Genomic DNA, 17,556 nt, shown 5'->3' on the forward strand with positions numbered 1-17,556 from the left:
CGGAAGTTCTCAATCGCATCGAAGTCGCTCTTGCCCTGCACCAGCAGGCCCAGGTAGCTGCGCAGGATGTCGCTGTTGGCAACGCCATTTCTCACGGGCAAGGCGGCATCGAGTCGCTTGAACACTGGCGCGAGTCGATTCAGGTGATGTCCGACCAGCGCCAGACCGGCTACCGGGGTGAGGTCGTAGTCGAGCTGCTTGACGATGAAGGGGCGCATTGGAAGAACTCAGGTACTGCGTTTGCAACAGGCCCATCAACGCCCCACACCTGTCTCGCGTTTACCAAACTACCTCAAATCGAACGCACCCGCAGGGTGAGGCACTTTCACTCTTGGGCTCACGGATTCAGGTCAAAATATAAATTAACATAATTTAATTATTTGTCAAGATTTATTTTTAAAAACAAAAAAACCTACTTTCGTAGGTTTGTTTTGCCCGCCAGGTGCTTTTTAATTTGATACTTTATTTTAAGCCGCACAAGTGCGGAACATAGATTTTTAAAATATCAAACCGTCCTTTATAATATGATTTATTTTTATTAATTTGTCAATAGCAATATTGAAATATTTTAATAATAAAAAAGCACCTCAAGGGTGCTTTTCTTGTTTTATGTATTTGAGATATGTTTCTTCAGCTTCTTTAGCTAACTTCTCAAGAAATTCTTTACTTTCTTCAGAGTTTAAAAGTTCTTCCCAAATCTCATCATCAGTTTTATTAGTGGTTGATGAGCAAGTCATCAAGTGAACCTCCTGCATTCAAATGAGCTTCAACCCATTTTGGTTTAATACCTCTGCCTGACCAAGTGAGGGAACCATCAGAGTTCTGATATTTTGGTGCTACTGAACCTGTTTTGGCAGGAGTAGGATTGAATTTGTTGTTAATTGGAAATACTGTAAAACCCAATTCTTGGGCAGTAATTCCATATTGAGAAATTTTAGCTTTAATATCTGCCACAACTTCAGCAAGTTCAGCTTTTCTCAATTCTTCAGCTTTCTCCTGAAGTTCTTTAATTTGAGCCAAAATTTCAGTGTAAGAACTAGACATTGGTTTGCTTTTTTTGGTTGATGAAGTAGCCATTGTACAGAAAAAATTAATTAGTGAAAAGATTCAAATTTTCATAAGAAAGTATTTTTTCTGTGGCATTTTTCAAATTAATAGGACTGTGCTTCTTGGAATATATTTTTTCATTTGTGCCTTGGCCTTCATGTCCTACCAAGTCTTGTCTGATTTCAGAATTTACACCATGTTGTTTTAGTCTGTTATTAACTGTATGTCTAAAAAAGTACATGGTTTTTCCATCAATTCCTATCGACCTTAAGAATTTAGAAAAATCTTCACTAATAAAAGTTGAATAAGTTTTGGCTGATGGTTTCCTCAAATCAAAAACCATTCCTAATGGTCTAGATTTTAAATAATCGAGAAAACCATTTTCGATAAGAATTCGATGAAGATATATAGTTCTTTTGCTTGCTTTTGTTTTTAATGTTTGTCCTCTATCTTTATTTTCTGTAATTCTAATATTGTAAATTTCATCTTCTTCATAAATATCATCAGTCCAAAGCTGACATATTTCATTAGGTCTTGCGCCTGTAGTGAGTAACAAAAGGCAGATGAAATAGAGTTTTTTATTAGACTTTAACCAATCATTTGTAAAGATTTTTTCCAACTCTTTACCTGTAAAAGGTTGCCTTTGTGTTTCCTCTACTTCCAAGCGATGACCTACAAACGGATTAGCTTCTTTGGCTTCTCCAATTGTCACTAAATAATTATAAAAAGTAGAAAGTACAGCAATAATATTCTTGATGGTTTTATCTGCTTTTTTCTCTGTTTTTTGTAGATATTGAATATAGGAAAAGGCTAATTTTCTATCGATTCCATCAATGGTTTTAATTTTGAAATTGTCACAGTATGAAATAAATTTATCTATTGTTGTTTCATATCTGTAGATTGTGCCTTTGCCTACTTTTAAATTTGACAAATAATCTTTAACTAAATCCTGAAGACTTTTTGAATTTTCTATTGGTTTTTTAACCTCAAGAGAGGATAGTATTCTTTCATAAAGGGCAAGCTTTTGCTGTCCCTTTTCTGTTGACAAAAATTCTTCTAATTCTCTTTCTTTTTTGATTTTTTTACTTTCTTCAGCTTCGGAATTTCTTTTAATTCTTTCGATTTCTCTTAATTTTTCTAGTTCTCTTTTATGCTCTTCAGCCTTATGAATTTCTCTTAATTTCAAAAATTCTTGAAGCTGAATTGAGTCTTCAGGACTGGTAACGGAAACAGATTTAATTTGATTTCTATCATCAAATTGAACTTCGAATTTTCTAATATTATTTGGGTCAATCATTTCAATACGAGCTTTGATTTGAATTGCCAAAATTTTAGCTACTTTAGGATTTCTTGTGTGAAGGCTCACACGTTTCGAAACCTGCTTGGAACCATCGAAGATGGTTTGTCTGAAGTAGTAGATTCCTGAACTTCTTCGTTCAAGGTTGTACCCATAGGTCATGGAAAGACTGACACCATACAAAGGGGTTGCTGTTGCAGGAGCACCCCTAGTTGTGGATGTACAATGACACACCCAACTGACACTGTTAGCCACTTTTGGCAGGACTGACTAGAAAAAGTTCTTTAAAATCAACAGCTTACGTTGTGCGGGTGTAGTTCAATGGTAGAACGGCAGCTTCCCAAGCTTCATACGAGGGTTCGATTCCCTTCACCCGCTCCAGATTCCTGTCTCATACGGCCTCAAGGCCTCTCAGAACCCGCTGACATCCCTCTGGCAGCGGGTTTTTTGTTGTCTCACGCCTGGTGCTTTCCTGATGTTCGTCTGCAACTTGGCTTTGAACCGGGACAGGGTCTCCTCAGCTGCGCAGGCACCCCACTTCTCGCTTCAGCGAGCTGACCCTCGTTCAACGGCACTGCACCTGCATGGGGCCGCTTCTTCGGTTGTTCCGCCGTCGGTGCGCGGTGACTGTCCCTGTTGCAGCCCCTTTGCGTTTAGCGGTGTGGCGCCTTCTCACCGGCACGCCATCCCGAGAGGGGAGCTGCCGATTCACCGATGCCCGTGGGGCCTCGAGCTTGAATTGGCACTGAGCTTGCCACCTGGGTGCTTGTGCGTTCGAGCTCTAAAAATACCAGGGACAACATCCTTCAAGCGGCCTGTGGCACTGCCAGAATGCAGGGGCAGGTCTTTTGAACTTTGTAACGTCGGAGACGAGGAGCAACCATGAAATTATCGACAAGGCTGGCAGGACTGGTGGCTTGTTCCGTACTCGGTCTGATAGTGATCGCGTTTTTTTCATTGTTGACGCTGCGGTCTTTGCTGCTGGACGACAAACGGGCAGAGATCCAGACGGTGCTGGGCTTGGCTGCGGCATCGGTCAAAGAGTTTCAGGCGCAAGAGCAAAGCGGCAAGTTGTCACGCGATGAGGCCCAGGCCAAGGCCGTTGATGTGCTGAAAACACTGCGCAATGGCAAAGCAGCCTACGTGTGGGTGCGTACAACGGGAGCTTTGGGCCTGGTCCTGCCCAATCAGGCGGATGTTGGCAAGGTGGACTTCGGGAAAAAATTGCCGGATGGGCGATTTGATTTTCAACGCTACCTCGACGGCCTGGCCAATCAAGAGATTGCCTATGTGCAGTTGATGGTCAAAAAGCCTGGCACCGATGTGGAGGTGCCCAAAATCAATGGGGTCGTCAAAGTTGCCGGCTGGGACTGGGTGATTGGCTTTGGCGTCTGGGTTGACGATGTGGACGATATTTTCTGGCGCACCGCCTGGAGCGTCATCGGTCTGAGCCTGGCCGTCTTTGTCGTCTTGGCCTTCTGGGCCGTGCGGGTCAGCCAAGGCATTTACAAGACGTTGGGAGGGGAACCCCAGAAGGCCGCCCAGATTGCGGCGTCGATCGCCAATGGCGACCTGCGTCGCCAGAACCAGGAGACCTATCGCCCTGGCAGCTTGATGGAATCGGTGTCGACCACCCAGGCCTCGCTCAACCAGTTGGTCACCCAGGTACGCAAGGCCTCTGAGAACCTGGAAACGGCCAGCATCGAAATCGCTCAAGGCAACCAGGATCTGAGCAGTCGAACAGAAAGCCAGGCCAGTGCGCTGGAAGAAACCGCAGCCTCGATGGAGCAACTGAGCAGCTCAGTGCGTCAGAACGCGGACAGTGCGCAAGTGGCCAACCAGTTGGCCCAAAATGCCAGCCAGGTCGCCGTGCGTGGCGGCGATGTGGTGACCCAGGTGGTGGAAACCATGAAGGGCATCAATGAGTCGTCCAAGAAGATCGCCGACATCATTTCCGTGGTCGACGGGATTGCATTTCAAACCAATATCCTGGCCTTGAATGCCGCGGTGGAGGCGGCCCGGGCCGGTGAGCAAGGGCGTGGTTTTGCCGTGGTTGCCTCGGAAGTGCGTAGCCTGGCCGGCCGCAGTGCGGCCGCCGCCAAAGAGATCAACACCTTGATTTCGGCCAGCGTCGAGCGAGTCGAACAAGGCAGTACCCTGGTTGACCAGGCAGGCAACACCATGAGTGAAGTGGTGGCCTCCATCCGCAGACTGTCAGACATCGTGGCGGAGATCAGTGCTGCCAGCAGCGAGCAAAGCATGGGCGTGGCGCAAGTCGGGGAAGCTGTCCAGCAAATGGATCTGGCCACGCAACAAAACGCTGCGCTCGTCGAACAGATGGCGGCGGCTGCGGCCAGCCTGGAGGTTCAGGCCCGCGATTTGGTGGGCACGGTCACTGTGTTCAAGTTGGACGTCTAAAGACCTCCAAGAAAGGCGGCAAGCCTCCAATCGCAGGGCTTCAACGCGTGGGCTGTGGGCCTGCCGAGACAGGGGCTGGGTGCGGTGTCTGAGATCTGTCGCGCAGCAGCGCCGCGGCCAGCATGGCGATGGCCACGGCGGCCATGTGGAGCAGCAGGCACACCTTGAAGTCCTGCGCGCCATAGGTGCTGAAATCTGTGCGGCCCCCATGCAGCCGATCGATCCAGTAGCCACTGAGCTGCTGCAGCAAGGCCGCCCCGAGGAAGCCGCCCGTGTTGGCGATGCTGACCGCCATGCCGGCGTGGGCGGGTGACGCGGCATCTTTGGCGCACGCCCAGGACAAGGTGAAGCCACTGGCCGAAAACCCCATCACTGCCAGATTCAGGGCCAGTGTGGGCGGGCGCACCGGTCCAGGCAAGCCAAACCAGGCCAGGGCGCATAAAAACAGCGCCCCCGTCAGCATGATCAGGGTTTTGCGCGATCCCAAGGCATCTGACACCCGACCCATGAAGGTCGACCCCGTCGCGAACGCAATGAAGAAGACACTGCTGAACAGGCCGCAGTCGGCCAGCGACAGGCCTTTGGCCTGCACGAGCAAAGAGCCTAGCCAAAGGCCCGAGAAAGACATGAACGAGCCGGTGAAGCCAAAGTTCACGACAAAGGCGGCCTGGATCTGTCGGTGTTGAATCAGGAGTCGGATGACCTCCAGCCACGGGCGCGTGTCGGCATCCTGGGGCCCGGGATGGGCGCCGGACGCTTGCCTGTCCGGGATCAGCATCCAGGCCAGCACGGCGACCAGGGCTGTGAGGCCTGCGCCGACCACCGAGAGGCAACGCCAGCCGAAGAGATCGGTGGCCCAGGCCAGTGGTGCGCCGGCTGCCACGGAGCCGCTGGCCCCCAGCAACATGCCCACACCCGTCATGGTGGCAAATTGATGGGGTGGAAAGTGCACCGCAATCAGTTTGATCATCGAGACAAACAGCACCGAGGAGCCCAGACCGATGAGCAGGCGCCCGAGCACCGCCCCCGGGTAGTCGGGGGTGAGTCCGAACAGGGCTGCGCCGGCGGCAACGATCAGGCAGCCCATGGCGATGAGTCGCCTGGGGCCGATCCGATCGCTCAGGACGCCAGCCGGAATCTGCATCAGCACCGTGACCCAGAAGTACACCGACGACATGAAACCGAGCGCGGAGGCCGTGGTGTGGAAGCTGTCGGCCAACCGTGTGGCCAATGTGGAGGGAGCCACCCGGAAGGCGTAGCTCAGAAAATAGGCGGCAATGGCGACCGCCAGGGTGGCCATGCGGCGCTCGGGGGCCTGGGTCATGCGAAGCCTTCCAGCGCCACGTGAGCACCGTGACGCGAGCTAGCGCGCTGCGGCCGGGTGTAACGCACGATGCCGTCGGTGCCGGCTTGAACCCTGGGCCCCAAACCTTCACGGGCGCTTGCCAGCACGTAGGTCCAGGCCATCAAAGGGGCCTCATCATCGGATGTGACAAGGATGAGCTGCCTGACAAAGACACACCGCGAGCCGCGGGGCGGTGGCCCTTGCCTGCCGAAGTTCAGTTCCTTGCTGTCCAGTTGTGCCAGGGTGCTCAAGCTGCAGTGCGGCGCCCATGTCAGCAGTTCGCCTTCGACCCTCGAATCTCCCTCGGGAGAGTAGGTGACGGTTCTGCCGGGCGCGTCTTGATCGTCGACATAATCCACATAATGCAATGCCCCGCGCACTTCGGCGGGTCGGCAGACCGTGGTGTAAGGCTTTATCAAGTGAGCATTCGGCCCATCAGAACGCAGTGTTCCGTACACGAATATTGGAATCTGTGTCAGCAGCATGGTGGTCAAAAGGGGGCTTTGCAAAAACTTGGCACCGGGCCCACCCCGACGGCAGTTCGATCCGGGATGTCGCGGCTCAATCAAATAAAATTCGAATTTATCGAGTCGCCCGGATTTTTCATTGAATCCATGCGACAGCCCTCAAGATTTCACGCTGTCAAATGGATTGAGCAGCTTGTTGACTCGAAGCACTGGATTAATGACGCTATATTCCAATGATCTGAATTCAAAAAGAAAAGGCGGGATGGCGTGCCATCTTCTGGTCCGGTCGCTGCGGGATGTTGTGGAGGTTCCAGGGCCTGAAAATCAACTGTTTGCCGATTGCATCCATGCCGCCTTTCAGGGCCATGTGCCGGTGGATCATTTCAGGCAGGCATGGGGCCCGTGCCCAGTCGGCGGGCGGACCTGAATCCCTTCGGAATGCGACTGAAAGCCACCCGTTCAATGGCTCAATTGTTGGCGCTTCATCGGCGATTCAATCCATGCGCCAGTCTTCCGATCCGATCCTTGCTGAGGCAGGATGACGGTGGGCGATTGCAGTTTGAAGGCGCTTGTTGCCACGCAGGCTGATTTGGCGTGGGTCAGTCCCTGCAGCACGATGCTGCCGCTGCGGCCGACGCTGCTCGCTCAAGCCTTACGCCAGGATGCGGGCCATCTGGTCTGCCGCACCCCCAGCCTGACATGGGACCACCCGATGAATTGGCTTTTCAGGGTGGTTCTTCAGCGCTTGAGAAAATGCGCAGGCTTGAAATCCCAGCAGAAAAAAAATCAATGCCAGGCGATGCATTTTATCGAGTGAAGAAGGATCCGTGATGCTCAGTTTTGTTGGGCGCTACTGCTTGATTGGCCGTTCGCGGTTGTGCGGGTCAAACACCTTTGGTAAATCAAAGCATAGGTCTCCCGGGGCGTGCGGGTATCGTTGCTCAATAACCTTGCCAGTTTTTCTGCATAATCCATGGTCAGACCGTCAAAGCCTGAATCGTCGACCCCTAAAAACAGGTTGCAACTGTTGGGGCCCTGCGCAAAATCTTCCACCAGATCGTTCAGTTTTTGCACGGGCTCATTTTGTGCGTGCGCATTCGAAAGGTTCAAAGTACAGAGCAAAGTGGCCAGAAGAACGTGTTTCATGTGTTTGATTGTTTCGATTGATCGTAATTTCCCTGAGCGCGGTAGTGACAGCTCGTGGACGATTGAACCACCGGCCTGCTGGCAAAGATTGAATCTATGCGTCATGTATGACGTCGGGTGAGCCGCTACGGTGTCGGCCCTCAGGCGTGCCCTGGACCTTGTATGGCCTGCCAGGGCACAGTTTTGGCGACACGGATGGCGACTTTCCAACAACTTGGGTTCACTGAGCTCTGTGCGACAGCGAACATCATCTTTCCAGCATTTATGATTTAGTAACTAAGTGTTGCCGAGCGTCTTCTGGAGCCAGGAATGGTGTGCCCAGGCGGCTTCAAAACAAATCAGGGGAGGGTGCATGCCAACAAGGCTTGCATATCATTTGGTGGTCAGTGCCATGGAGGCGCGCGCAGGTGTCACACCCGTGCAGCGATTGGTGGCCACCATCCAGTCCGTCGTCCATGGTCACCTGGACTACAACCGCTATGTGGCGGCCGGCGAGCACCGGGCCCGGCAAGGGGCGGGGGCCGAGTCGATCGCCCGGGATTTGCGTGAGTTCTTCCAGACCGATCTGAATCCGGCGGTGCGAGGGGCCCATGGCTTGACCAGCCCGGCTGCTGTGGCCTTTGCCTACAACAGCTACAACCAATCCGCCCAGATTGCGGTCAAGACCGAGATCAGTCTGAGCTCGGGCGCTGGCACCCATGGCTCGGGGGTCTCGACCCGTCGCACCCTGGTTCAATCCACGGTCGATCTGGAGCTTTGCAGGGTGGCCACTGTGCTGGTGTTTGATGAGTTGCGGGGGCAGGCGGCCAGCAACCGGTCTGCCAGGCATCCTTTGGGCATGAAGAGACTGGGGGACGTGGCAGGAATTCTGGGCATTGAGGCGTCGCCGGTTGCACAACTGGCCGCGTTGTTCGAAGCCCAGGGCTTCATGCCGATCGGCGAGGCCGCCAGGGCCTTGGGCTGTCACCAGCGCACGCTGGAGCGGCACCTGAAGAAGGAGGGCACCACGGCCGAAGGCATACGCATGGCCGCAAGAATCCTGCGGGCGCACCAGCGTTTCAGCGGGCCGGAGAGCCTGACGACCATTGCGCACGACGAGGGGTTCTCGGATCTGGCCCACATGACCCGCACCTTCAGGGCCTCATGCGGCATGACACCCACCTTGTTGAGGCAGGTGTTGCAGGCAGGGCAGGCGTCGATGGCTTGAGTGCCCGAGGCTTACTCTGGGCGGCGGGCACCTCAGCCTGGCAGCGCAATGGCATGGCCAGGCGCCCGCCCCAGCAAGCCTGCGGTGGTCTCCAGCTTGAAGTGCCTCACCACCTCGGCCAATTGCTCCGACTGTATTTTGAGACTCTGTGCCGCCGCCGCACTCTGCTCCACCAGCGCAGCGTTCTGCTGCGTCATCTGGTCGAGGTGCATGATGGCTTCGCCAACCTGTCCGATGCCAGAGCTTTGCTCGGCTGACGAGGTGGAGATGTCCGCGATCAGGGTGCTCACCTTCTGAACCTGCGTCACGATGTTGTCCATGCTGTGGCCGGCGCTGTCCACCAACTGGGTGCCGTTGTCCACTTTCTCGACGCTGGCTGTGATCAGTGACTTGATCTCGCGTGCAGCTTCGGCCGAGCGACCCGCCAGGCTGCGCACTTCGCTGGCGACCACTGCGAAGCCCCGGCCCTGTTCGCCGGCTCGGGCAGCTTCGACCGCCGCGTTCAGGGCCAGGATATTGGTCTGGAATGCGATGCCATCAATCACCCCGATGATGTCGGAGATGCGCTTGGACGAATTTGCGATGTCCTGCATGGTGCTGACCACCTGGGCAATGACCTTGCCGCCGTCCTCCACCGCTGCCGCAGCCTGCCGAGCCAGTTGGTTGGCCTGCAGAGCACTGTCGGCATTGGTTTTCACGGCGCTGCTGAGCTGCTCCATCGACGCGGCGGTCTCTTCGAGGTTGCTTGCCTGTTGTTCGGTGCGGTGGCTCAGATCGCTGTTGCCGGCCGCTATTTCGGCCGATCCCGTGGCAATGCTGTCGCTGCTGCCACGCACCTGGGTCACCACGCTGGACAGGCTGTCGGTCATGGCGCGCAGGGATTTCAGCAGAGCGGCGGGTTCATCCCGACCTTCGACATGGATTTCGTGGGTGAGGTTGCCAGCCGCCACCGAGTCGGCAATCTCCACTGCCTCGGTCAGCGGAATCGTGATGGAGCGGGTGGTGGCAATGGCCAGGCCCAGGCCCACCGCCAAGGCCAGACCAAAGATCGAGATCGTGACCAGCGTGGCCATTTTGTAGGTCGAGGCGGAGGCCTGGATGGCCGAATCGCCGCCGCGTACATTGAGTTGCACCAGGCTGTCGATGTCTTTCATCAGCGCTTGGAAGGCCTGACCGGCCGGGCCGAAGACCATTTGACGCGCTTCCAGCAATTTCGATTCTCCCGCACCCGACAGGGCCAGAAGTTCGCGGTCAAGCGCCGTGAACTGGCTGAGCTTCTGGCGCATGCTGTCATACAGGGCCCGTTCTTCCGGGCTCGCGATCATCGGTTCGTAGCGAGCCAACAGGGCAGGCAACAGCTCATTCACCGATTTTTCGTGGCGCTGGGCTTGTTGAGCTTTGGCATCGGGGCTCACTTCGATCACGCTGCGCATGCTGATGCGGCGCAGCTCGTTGGCCGCACTCTTGATCTCGCCCAGCACTTCGATGCTGGGCAGCCAGTTGGTGCCCAGGTCGACGGCATTGGCATTGAGCCGGTTCATCTGGATCAGACTGGCCGCCAACATCACGGCCATCAGCAGGATCAGCAGACCAAAGCCCCACGCAAGTCGGGCGCCGAGTTTCAATTGTCGCAAGATGGCCATGGGGGTGTTCCTAAATGATTTCGAGTCAAATCCATATCATATATCGCATTGTAGTCATAATTGCCGAATTTCATTTGATAACTTCCTGTTCTTTAGTAGAGCGAATGGTCTTTTATTAACAATTCAACGCCTGTGATGGCCGTCCCCCTTGTCATGGGCGTGGAGGCCTCTCCCAAGCGTCTGAAAGTTCGCATGGGGTGCTTGGGCATGCTGGCGATCTCGCGTATCCCCTGGTCACAGCGGCGTCACGACGCCCCCCCTATACTGCGCGGTCTTGCAAATTGGATGCGCTTGTGTACTTTCGTTTGAATCAACTTTCTGGGCTGCTGCTAGGCGCCTTCACTTTGGTCGCGATGCCTGCCTGGGCCGATGGTGGCGCTGACGCCGAATCGCCGGTGGCAGAGGAAACCAGCATGGCGCGCTTCCAGAGCACCTACATCTGGCAAAAGAAGAAGGCCTTTCAAGCAGCCTATTCGGGCCCCAACAGCCTCACACCGCAGGCAGAGCGAAGCTACACCCTGACCTTCGATGCCTACCTGGGCTTCAAGCCCTGGAAAGATGGCGAGGTCTATTTCGTTCCCGAGATCAACCAGGGCTTGCCGCTGTCGTCCCTCACCGGACTGGGCGGTTTCACCAACGGTGAGGCCACGCGGGTCAGCGGCACCAACCCCACGCTGTACCGCCAAAAGCTCTTCCTGCGCCAGACCTGGAACCAGGGCGGCGGGCAGGACAAGGTGGACGCTGCCGTCGATCAGATGGCCGGCACGGTGGACCGCAACCGCTGGGTGCTGACGGCCGGCAATTTCTCGACACTCGACGTGTTTGATGACAACGCCTACGCCAAAGACCCGCGCACCCAGTTCCTGAACTGGTCGGGCATGTCGCACACCTCGTACGACTACGCGGCCGACGCCCGCGGTTTTGGCTGGGGCGCAGCGCTTGAGTGGTACCAGGGCCCCTGGGTGCTGCGGGCCGGGCGCATGACCGGGCCCACCACACCGAATGGCCTGCCCGTCGATTTCCGGATCTTCCAGCACTACGGGGATCAGTTTGAAGTCGAGCACGCCCATGAACTGGCCGGCCAACCGGGCAAGGTGCGCGTGCTGGCCTGGCGGGCTCGGGCGCAACTGGCCCGCTACGATGCTGCGCTGGCCTATGGTTTGGCCAACCCCAGTGCCGACAAGCAATGGATCACGGCGGTGCGCGGCGCCGAGCAGACCAAATACGGCCTGGGCCTGAACATCGAGCAGGCCATCAACCCCGAGTCCGGTGTGTTCATGCGGGCCATGAAGGCCGACGGCAAGACCGAGACCTATGCCTTTGCCGAGGCCGATGCCTCGTTCTCGACCGGCTATTCAAGCTCAGGCAAGGCCTGGGGCCGGGCGCAAGACACCGTGGGCTTCATGTTCGCCAAGAACATGCTGTCGTCCGACCGCCGCGCCTACCTCGCCGCCGGCGGTATCTCGTTCTTCATTGGCGATGGGGCGCTGCGCTACAAGCCCGAAACCCTGGTCGAGCTTTACTACAACTTCAACGTGAACAAGAACCTCTGGGTGTCGCTCGATTACCAGCGCATCAGCAACCCGGCCTACAACGCCGACCGGGGCCCGGTCAACGTGGGTTCGGTGCGCCTGCACGCCGAGTTCTGAGCCCGAGCCTGGGGGCTCGCTGCGGCCTCCGGCTCAGGCGTCGCCCCCCTCGGTGGCCGTCCAGCGGATGCCGGCCACGCCGAGGTTGTGCTCGCTGATGTGTTCGGCAAACACCGGGATCAGGGTGGTCAGGTGGTTGTGGTAGCGCTCCTTCCACATGGCGCGCAGGTGGCTCAGGCCTTTTTCATTGCGGTACAGCGTGCCGTCCCAGCCGATCAACAGCACGGCGGCTTCGCCCTCATCCACCAGCACACACAGCAGGGCGTCGTCGGCATCGTCATTGAGCGAGGCCGCCAGGGCCACCTCGTTCGCGGCAATGCCCTCCACATACAAGTCCAGGCTCAGCGGCAGCTGGCCCGAAAAAGCACGCAGCAATTCGCTGGCGATCCGGATTTGGTCTGTCATGCGCGAAGGAGCCAAGGGCTCAAGAGTTGCTGCCGCCCATCCTAGCAGCGGCCAAGCCTCTCCAAAGCCCAGCGCTTCGACAAATGCGCGAGGATTGCCCCCTTGTTTGAAAGGGAATGACTCGGAGGCGCAAAACCGCCTCAACCATGGTTTTAGTTCGTCACCACCTCAAGGCTCAGATGGCCGCGGAGCAGGCCAAGCCAGCAGCACCCGAGGAGCTGGCTTTGCCAGGCCTCTGGGTGTGCCCCTTGAGGGGGAGGGGGCCACACGCAGTGAGGCCCCAACAGGGTGGGCCTATTTCATTTCAAGATGTCACCCAAGCACAGGTACTTGAGTTCCACATAGTCGTCCATGCCATGGTGCGAGCCTTCGCGGCCCAGGCCCGACTGCTTGACGCCGCCGAAGGGCACGTGCTCGGTGGCGATGATGCCGGCATTGATGCCCACCATGCCGTACTCCAGGGCCTCGCTCACGCGGAAGATGCGGCCCACGTCGCGGCTGTAGAAATAGCTGGCCAGGCCGAACTCGGTGTTGTTGGCCGCGTCGATGGCTTCTTGCTCGGTCTTGAAGCGGAACACCGGTGCGAAGGGGCCGAAGGTCTCTTCGCGGGCGCACAGCATGTCGGCGGTGGCGTCGGCCACCACGGTGGGTTCGACAAACTGGCCGGGCAGCTTGTTGCCGCCGGCCACCACGCGACCGCCCTTGGCCAGGGCGTCGGCCAGGTGGCGCTCCACCTTCTGCACCGCAGCGTCTTCGATCAGCGGGCCCTGGTTGACGCCTTCTTCGAAGCCGTTGCCCACCTTGAGGGCGCGCACCTTGGCGGCAAACTTCTCCACAAAGGCGTCGTACACGCCGTCTTGCACGTACAGGCGGTTGGCGCACACGCAGGTCTGGCCGGCATTGCGGTACTTGCTGGCCATGGCGCCTTCGACGGCGCTGTCGAGGTCGGCATCGTCAAACACGATGAAGGGTGCGTTGCCACCGAGTTCGAGCGACATCTTCTTGACCGTGGGCGCGCTTTGCGCCATCAGGATGCGGCCCACCTCGGTGCTGCCGGTGAAGCTGATGTGGCGCACCACGTCGCTGGCGCACAGCACCTTGCCCACGGCAATGCTGTTGTTGCCATCAGCGGTCAGCAGGTTCAGCACCCCGGGCGGGATGCCGGCGCGCACGGCCAGCTCGGCGGCGGCCAGCGCGGTCAGGGGGGTGAGTTCGGCGGGTTTGATCACCACCGGGCAGCCGGCGGCCAGGGCCGGGGCCACCTTGCGGGTGATCATGGCCAGCGGGAAGTTCCAGGGCGTGATGGCGGCGCACACGCCGATGGGCTGCTTGAGCACCATCAGGCGGCGGTTGTTGTCGAACTGGGGCAGGGTTTCGCCGTTCACGCGCTTGGCCTCTTCGGCAAACCATTCCACAAAGCTGGCGCCGTAGGCGACTTCACCCTTGGCCTCGGCAAAGGGCTTGCCCTGTTCGGCGGTCATGATGCGGCCCAGGTCTTCCTGGTTGGCCATCAGCAATTGGTACCACTTGAGCAGGATGGCGTGGCGCTCTTTGCCGGTCTTGGTGCGCCAGGCGGGCCAGGCGGCGTTGGCAGCCGCGATGGCGGCTTCGGCATCGGCCGGGCCCAGGTTGGCCACATCGGCCAGTTTCAGGCCGGTGGCCGGGTCGTTCACGTCGAAGCGGCTGCTGCCGGCCACCCATTGGCCGTTGATCAGTGCATCGGTCTTGAGCAGGCTGGGGTCGTTCAGCAGGGCGAGGGGGGAGGTCTTCATGTCCATGGCTTGGATTTCCTGGTTTGGAAAATAAAAGGGGGTAGGCAGGAGGGCGGGCCGGGCTCAGCGGTAGGGCACGCCGGGCAGCACACACAGCATTTCGTACAGCAGGTTGGCGGCCAGCAAGGCCGTGTTGCCGCTGGTGTCGTAGGGCGGGCTGACCTCCACCAGGTCGCACCCTACCACGTTCAATCCGCGGCAGCCGCGCACGATTTCCAGCCCCTGCGGCACGCTCAGGCCGCCGATTTCAGGGGTGCCCGTGCCGGCCGCGTAGCTGGGGTCGAGGCCGTCGATATCAAAGCTGATGTACACCGGGTGCTCGGGGCCGATGCGTTCGCGCACCTGGGCCATCAAGGGGGTCAGCGACTGGTACCAGACCTCGTGCGCGGGCACCACGGTGAAGCCCTGCTGGCGCGGCCAGTCAAAGTCGTCGGCGGCGTAGCCGGTGCCGCGCAGGCCGATCTGCCACACCTTGTCGCCCGCCAGCAGGCCTTCTTCGACGGCGCGGCGAAACGGCGTGCCATGGGCGATCTTCTCGCCAAACATGTCGTCGTTGATGTCGGCATGGGCGTCGACGTGGATCAGGGCGACCGGGCCATGTCGCTTGGCCACGGCGCGCAGAATGGGCAGGGCGATGGTGTGGTCGCCACCCAGCGTCAAGGGCACGCAGCCGTGTCCCAGAACCTCGTCGTAGAAGGCGGTGATGATGTCCACCGACTTGGGCAGCGAGTAGGTGTTGATGGGCACATCGCCCAGGTCGGCCACCTGCAGGGCGTCAAAAGGCGCGGCGCCTGTCGCCATGTTGTAGGGGCGCAGCAGGCAGGATTCGGCCCGGATCTGGCGCGGCCCGAAGCGCGTGCCCGAGCGGTTGGAGGTGCCGATGTCCAGCGGCACGCCGATGAAGGCCGCGTCCAGGCCCCGGGCCGAGGTGGTCACGGGCAGGCGCATCATGCTGGCCAGGCCGGCAAAACGCGGCATGGCGTTGCCGCCCAGGGGCTGGTTGAGGTGGGAGGGGGCTTGGCTCATGAAGCGCTCCTGTCTCAGCGCTTGCGCCCGCGCAGCCATTCCAGGGCCAGCAGCAAGGCGGTGGTGAAGCAGATCAGCAGCGTGGCCACGGCGGCAATCGTGGGCGAGATGTTCTCGCGGATGCCGGTGAACATCTGGCGCGGCAGCGTGGCCTGCTCGGCCCCGGCCAGGAACAGCGTCACCACCACTTCGTCAAACGAGGTGGCGAAGGCGAACAGCGCGCCCGAGATCACGCCCGGTGCGATCACCGGCAGGGTGATGCGGAAGAAGGTGTTGAACGGGGTTTCGCCCAGGCTCAGCGAGGCGCGCACCAGGTTATGGTTGAAGCCCGCCAGCGTGGCCAGCACCGTGGTCAGCACAAAGGGCGCGCCCAGGGCGGCGTGCACGATGATCAGGCCGAAGTAGCTGTCGGCCAGGCCCAGCGGTGCAAAGTACAGGTAGGTGGCCACACCGACCACCACGATGGGCACCACCATGGGCGCGATCAGCACGCCCATCAGCAGGCCCTTGAACGGGAAGGTGGCGCGCGACAGGCCCACCGCCGCCAGCGTGCCCAGCGAGGTGGCCAGCAGCGTGGCGGCCGGCGCCACGATGAAGCTGTTGCGCGTGGCGCGGGCCCATTCGGTCGATTCGAACAGGTTGCGGTACCACTTCAGCGACCAGCCCGGGATCGGGTAGGCCAGAAACGAGCTGTCCGAGAACGACAGCGGCACCATCACCAGGATGGGGGCCAGCAGAAACACCAGCACGGCCACGCACAGCAGTCGCACGGCCCACCAGCCGGCCTTGTCGGCGGCGGTGGCGTACAGGGGGAATTCAGGCATTTTGATCATGTTCATCTCTTTGGGCTTCAACCCAGACTGAGTTCTGCTTTGCCCATGCGGCGGTACACGCCATACAGGACCAGCGTGGCGCCCAGCAGGATGGCGCCCAGGGCGCAGGCCATGCCCCAGTTCACCTCGACGTTGGTGTAGCGGGCGATGTAGTAGCTCAGCATCTGGTCGTCGGCGCCGCCCAGCAGGGCCGGGGTCACGTAGTAACCGATCGACAGGATGAACACCAGCAGGGCGCCGGCGCCGATGCCCGGGTAGGTCTGCGGCACATAGACGCGGAAGAAGGCGGCCAGCGGCGCGCTGCCCAGCGACACGGCGGCGCGCAGGTAGGTGGGGGGCACGTTCTTCATCACGCTGTACAGCGGCAGGATCATGAAGGGCAGCAGGATGTGTACCATGGCGATCACCACGCCGGTGCGGTTGAACAGCAGGGGCAGGGGCTCGTGGATCAGGCCCAGGCCCATCAGGCCGCTGTTGACCAGCCCTTCGGACTGCAGCAGCACGATCCAGGCGGCCACGCGCACCAGGATCGAGGTCCAGAACGGCACCAGCACCAGGATCATCAGCACATTGGCCGAGCGCTCGGGCAGCGAGGCCAGCCACCAGGCCAGCGGGTAGCCCAGCAGCAGGCAGCAGATCGTCACCACCAGGCTGATGTGGAAGGTGCGCAGCAGGATGGCGCCAAAGGCGCGTTGTTCTTCGGGCATGCGCTCGATGGCGCCCTCGGTGTCGCGCTTGAGGTCCAGCGAGGCCAGCAGGTAGTCGGGCGTCCAGCGCGAGCCGTTCTTGGCAATCGCCTGCCAGAACGGGGCCTCGCCCCAGCGCGGGTCGGCCTGCAGCAGGCGGGCCTGGATGTCGGCGTCGCTGCCCTCGAAGGGCAGGGCGCGGTAGGCGCCCATCACCAGCGAGCGGGCACCGGCCACCTCGGTGTTGAGGCGGCGCGCCAGCTGGCCGGCGTCGGCGCTGTCGGGCAGGTGCGCCAGGTCTTTGACCAGGGCACCATAGGCCGCGGCCGAGGGGGCTTCGCGCCCGTTCCAGCCATCCAGCGCGCGGATGGTCTGGGGCAGGGCGTTGGCCACCTCAGGGTTCTCGACCGCGCGCTGCAGCAGCGCGACGATCGGCACCAGCAGGGTCAGGAGCAGAAACACCAGCAAGGGCAGGGTCAGTCCGAAGGCCCGCCACTGGCGGCGCGCTTCGGCTCGGGATAGGGCTTTGCGCAGTGCGCCGGGCTCTTCGCCCGGGGCAATGGCGGCTCGGATGGGTTCTGCCATGGTGAATCGGCTCCGTCTCTCAGTCAGTGT

Annotated in this window: 17 protein-coding genes, 1 tRNA gene and 1 pseudogene; 5 read left to right on the forward strand and 14 right to left on the reverse strand. The window is 58.8% G+C overall.

What is annotated here, in order from left to right:
* The 4 genes and pseudogenes from L880_RS0102820 to L880_RS34775 all read right to left on the reverse strand — a co-directional run.
* A pseudogene (locus tag L880_RS0102820) lies at positions 1-218 on the reverse strand (IS1380-like element ISCARN34 family transposase); the annotation flags it as partial.
* 369 nt (positions 219-587) lie between these two features.
* Positions 588-737 carry a hypothetical protein gene (locus L880_RS35430; RefSeq protein WP_157462555.1) on the reverse strand — a complete coding sequence of 50 codons (150 nt, stop codon included), beginning with the start codon at positions 735-737 and terminating at the stop codon, positions 588-590.
* Complete coding sequence (locus L880_RS34770; RefSeq protein WP_169737716.1) at positions 715-1,044, reverse strand: H-NS histone family protein; 330 nt, start codon at positions 1,042-1,044, stop codon at positions 715-717. The genes L880_RS35430 and L880_RS34770 overlap by 23 nt, the downstream gene beginning before the upstream one ends.
* A 46-nt stretch (positions 1,045-1,090) precedes the next feature.
* A complete protein-coding gene (locus L880_RS34775; protein WP_084460965.1) occupies positions 1,091-2,506 on the reverse strand; it encodes a site-specific integrase in 1,416 nt (471 codons plus the stop codon).
* Positions 2,507-2,651: 145 nt separating this feature from the next.
* On the opposite strand from L880_RS34775, the gene L880_RS0102830 reads away from it, so the two are divergent.
* A tRNA-Gly gene (locus tag L880_RS0102830) sits at positions 2,652-2,725 on the forward strand.
* A gap of 501 nt (positions 2,726-3,226) precedes the next feature.
* The gene (locus L880_RS36610) at positions 3,227-4,762 is read left to right on the forward strand and encodes a methyl-accepting chemotaxis protein (RefSeq protein ID WP_027474375.1); all 1,536 of its coding nucleotides are present in this window, start codon (positions 3,227-3,229) and stop codon (positions 4,760-4,762) included.
* Between the two features lie 40 nt (positions 4,763-4,802).
* On the opposite strand, the gene L880_RS31425 is transcribed toward L880_RS36610, so the two are convergent.
* From L880_RS31425 to L880_RS36615, 3 genes are all read right to left on the reverse strand, one after another.
* On the reverse strand, positions 4,803-6,086 hold the full coding sequence (locus L880_RS31425; protein ID WP_051443012.1) for an MFS transporter: 1,284 nt from the start codon (positions 6,084-6,086) through the stop codon (positions 4,803-4,805).
* On the reverse strand, positions 6,083-6,592 hold the full coding sequence (locus tag L880_RS0102845) for a gamma-glutamylcyclotransferase family protein (protein ID WP_043328373.1): 510 nt from the start codon (positions 6,590-6,592) through the stop codon (positions 6,083-6,085). Before L880_RS0102845 ends, L880_RS31425 begins: the two co-directional genes overlap by 4 nt.
* 226 nt (positions 6,593-6,818) lie before the next feature.
* The gene (locus L880_RS36615; protein WP_281174753.1) at positions 6,819-6,941 is read right to left on the reverse strand and encodes a hypothetical protein; all 123 of its coding nucleotides are present in this window, start codon (positions 6,939-6,941) and stop codon (positions 6,819-6,821) included.
* A 171-nt stretch (positions 6,942-7,112) separates the two neighbouring features.
* Between L880_RS36615 and L880_RS0102855 the strand changes: the two genes are divergently transcribed.
* Complete coding sequence (locus L880_RS0102855) at positions 7,113-7,391, forward strand: hypothetical protein (protein ID WP_027474377.1); 279 nt, start codon at positions 7,113-7,115, stop codon at positions 7,389-7,391.
* A gap of 17 nt (positions 7,392-7,408) precedes the next feature.
* Here the strand turns inward: L880_RS0102855 and L880_RS35435 are convergent, their stop codons facing one another.
* A complete protein-coding gene (locus L880_RS35435; protein ID WP_157462556.1) occupies positions 7,409-7,720 on the reverse strand; it encodes a hypothetical protein in 312 nt (103 codons plus the stop codon).
* A gap of 418 nt (positions 7,721-8,138) precedes the next feature.
* Between L880_RS35435 and L880_RS34165 the strand changes: the two genes are divergently transcribed.
* A complete protein-coding gene (locus tag L880_RS34165) occupies positions 8,139-8,927 on the forward strand; it encodes a helix-turn-helix domain-containing protein (RefSeq protein WP_169737717.1) in 789 nt (262 codons plus the stop codon).
* 32 nt (positions 8,928-8,959) lie between these two features.
* Here the strand turns inward: L880_RS34165 and L880_RS31435 are convergent, their stop codons facing one another.
* The gene (locus tag L880_RS31435) at positions 8,960-10,570 is read right to left on the reverse strand and encodes a methyl-accepting chemotaxis protein (protein ID WP_051443014.1); all 1,611 of its coding nucleotides are present in this window, start codon (positions 10,568-10,570) and stop codon (positions 8,960-8,962) included.
* A gap of 413 nt (positions 10,571-10,983) precedes the next feature.
* Here L880_RS31435 and L880_RS0102870 point away from each other — a divergent pair, with 413 nt between their 5' ends.
* Entirely contained in the window at positions 10,984-12,219 is a 1,236-nt protein-coding gene (locus tag L880_RS0102870) for a carbohydrate porin (protein WP_245614909.1), read from the forward strand.
* 33 nt (positions 12,220-12,252) lie between these two features.
* On the opposite strand, the gene L880_RS0102875 is transcribed toward L880_RS0102870, so the two are convergent.
* From L880_RS0102875 to L880_RS0102895, 5 genes are all read right to left on the reverse strand, one after another.
* Positions 12,253-12,624: a hypothetical protein gene (locus L880_RS0102875; RefSeq protein ID WP_027474380.1), complete on the reverse strand. Its 372-nt coding sequence runs from the start codon at positions 12,622-12,624 to the stop codon at positions 12,253-12,255.
* A gap of 299 nt (positions 12,625-12,923) precedes the next feature.
* Positions 12,924-14,402: an NAD-dependent succinate-semialdehyde dehydrogenase gene (locus L880_RS0102880; protein ID WP_027474381.1), complete on the reverse strand. Its 1,479-nt coding sequence runs from the start codon at positions 14,400-14,402 to the stop codon at positions 12,924-12,926.
* Positions 14,403-14,459: 57 nt separating this feature from the next.
* On the reverse strand, positions 14,460-15,422 hold the full coding sequence (gene speB, locus L880_RS0102885) for an agmatinase (protein ID WP_027474382.1): 963 nt from the start codon (positions 15,420-15,422) through the stop codon (positions 14,460-14,462).
* 14 nt (positions 15,423-15,436) lie between these two features.
* Positions 15,437-16,255, reverse strand: a complete 819-nt coding sequence (locus L880_RS0102890) for an ABC transporter permease (protein WP_027474383.1) — start codon at positions 16,253-16,255, stop codon at positions 15,437-15,439.
* 17 nt (positions 16,256-16,272) lie between these two features.
* The gene (locus L880_RS0102895; protein WP_051443015.1) at positions 16,273-17,526 is read right to left on the reverse strand and encodes an ABC transporter permease; all 1,254 of its coding nucleotides are present in this window, start codon (positions 17,524-17,526) and stop codon (positions 16,273-16,275) included.
* Between the last annotated feature and the right edge of the window lie 30 nt (positions 17,527-17,556).

The sequence above is a fragment of the Curvibacter gracilis ATCC BAA-807 genome (assembly GCF_000518645.1).
In the GTDB taxonomy this organism is placed as follows: Bacteria; Pseudomonadota; Gammaproteobacteria; order Burkholderiales; family Burkholderiaceae_C; genus Curvibacter; species Curvibacter gracilis.

Excerpts from the sequence above, each read along its gene's own strand:
- L880_RS35430 (WP_157462555.1), bottom strand. The coding sequence starts at position 737 with ATGACTTGCTCATCAACCACTAATAAAACTGATGATGAGATTTGGGAA.
- L880_RS34770 (WP_169737716.1), bottom strand. The coding sequence starts at position 1,044 with ATGTCTAGTTCTTACACTGAAATTTTGGCTCAAATTAAAGAACTTCAG.
- L880_RS34775 (WP_084460965.1), bottom strand. The coding sequence starts at position 2,506 with ATGACCTATGGGTACAACCTTGAACGAAGAAGTTCAGGAATCTACTAC.
- L880_RS36610 (WP_027474375.1), top strand. The coding sequence starts at position 3,227 with ATGAAATTATCGACAAGGCTGGCAGGACTGGTGGCTTGTTCCGTACTC.
- L880_RS31425 (WP_051443012.1), bottom strand. The coding sequence starts at position 6,086 with ATGACCCAGGCCCCCGAGCGCCGCATGGCCACCCTGGCGGTCGCCATT.
- L880_RS0102845 (WP_043328373.1), bottom strand. The coding sequence starts at position 6,592 with ATGCTGCTGACACAGATTCCAATATTCGTGTACGGAACACTGCGTTCT.
- L880_RS36615 (WP_281174753.1), bottom strand. The coding sequence starts at position 6,941 with ATGGCCCTGAAAGGCGGCATGGATGCAATCGGCAAACAGTTGATTTTC.
- L880_RS0102855 (WP_027474377.1), top strand. The coding sequence starts at position 7,113 with ATGACGGTGGGCGATTGCAGTTTGAAGGCGCTTGTTGCCACGCAGGCT.
- L880_RS35435 (WP_157462556.1), bottom strand. The coding sequence starts at position 7,720 with ATGAAACACGTTCTTCTGGCCACTTTGCTCTGTACTTTGAACCTTTCG.
- L880_RS31435 (WP_051443014.1), bottom strand. The coding sequence starts at position 10,570 with ATGGCCATCTTGCGACAATTGAAACTCGGCGCCCGACTTGCGTGGGGC.
- L880_RS0102870 (WP_245614909.1), top strand. The coding sequence starts at position 10,984 with ATGGCGCGCTTCCAGAGCACCTACATCTGGCAAAAGAAGAAGGCCTTT.
- L880_RS0102875 (WP_027474380.1), bottom strand. The coding sequence starts at position 12,624 with ATGACAGACCAAATCCGGATCGCCAGCGAATTGCTGCGTGCTTTTTCG.
- L880_RS0102880 (WP_027474381.1), bottom strand. The coding sequence starts at position 14,402 with ATGGACATGAAGACCTCCCCCCTCGCCCTGCTGAACGACCCCAGCCTG.
- speB (WP_027474382.1), bottom strand. The coding sequence starts at position 15,422 with ATGAGCCAAGCCCCCTCCCACCTCAACCAGCCCCTGGGCGGCAACGCC.
- L880_RS0102890 (WP_027474383.1), bottom strand. The coding sequence starts at position 16,255 with ATGATCAAAATGCCTGAATTCCCCCTGTACGCCACCGCCGCCGACAAG.
- L880_RS0102895 (WP_051443015.1), bottom strand. The coding sequence starts at position 17,526 with ATGGCAGAACCCATCCGAGCCGCCATTGCCCCGGGCGAAGAGCCCGGC.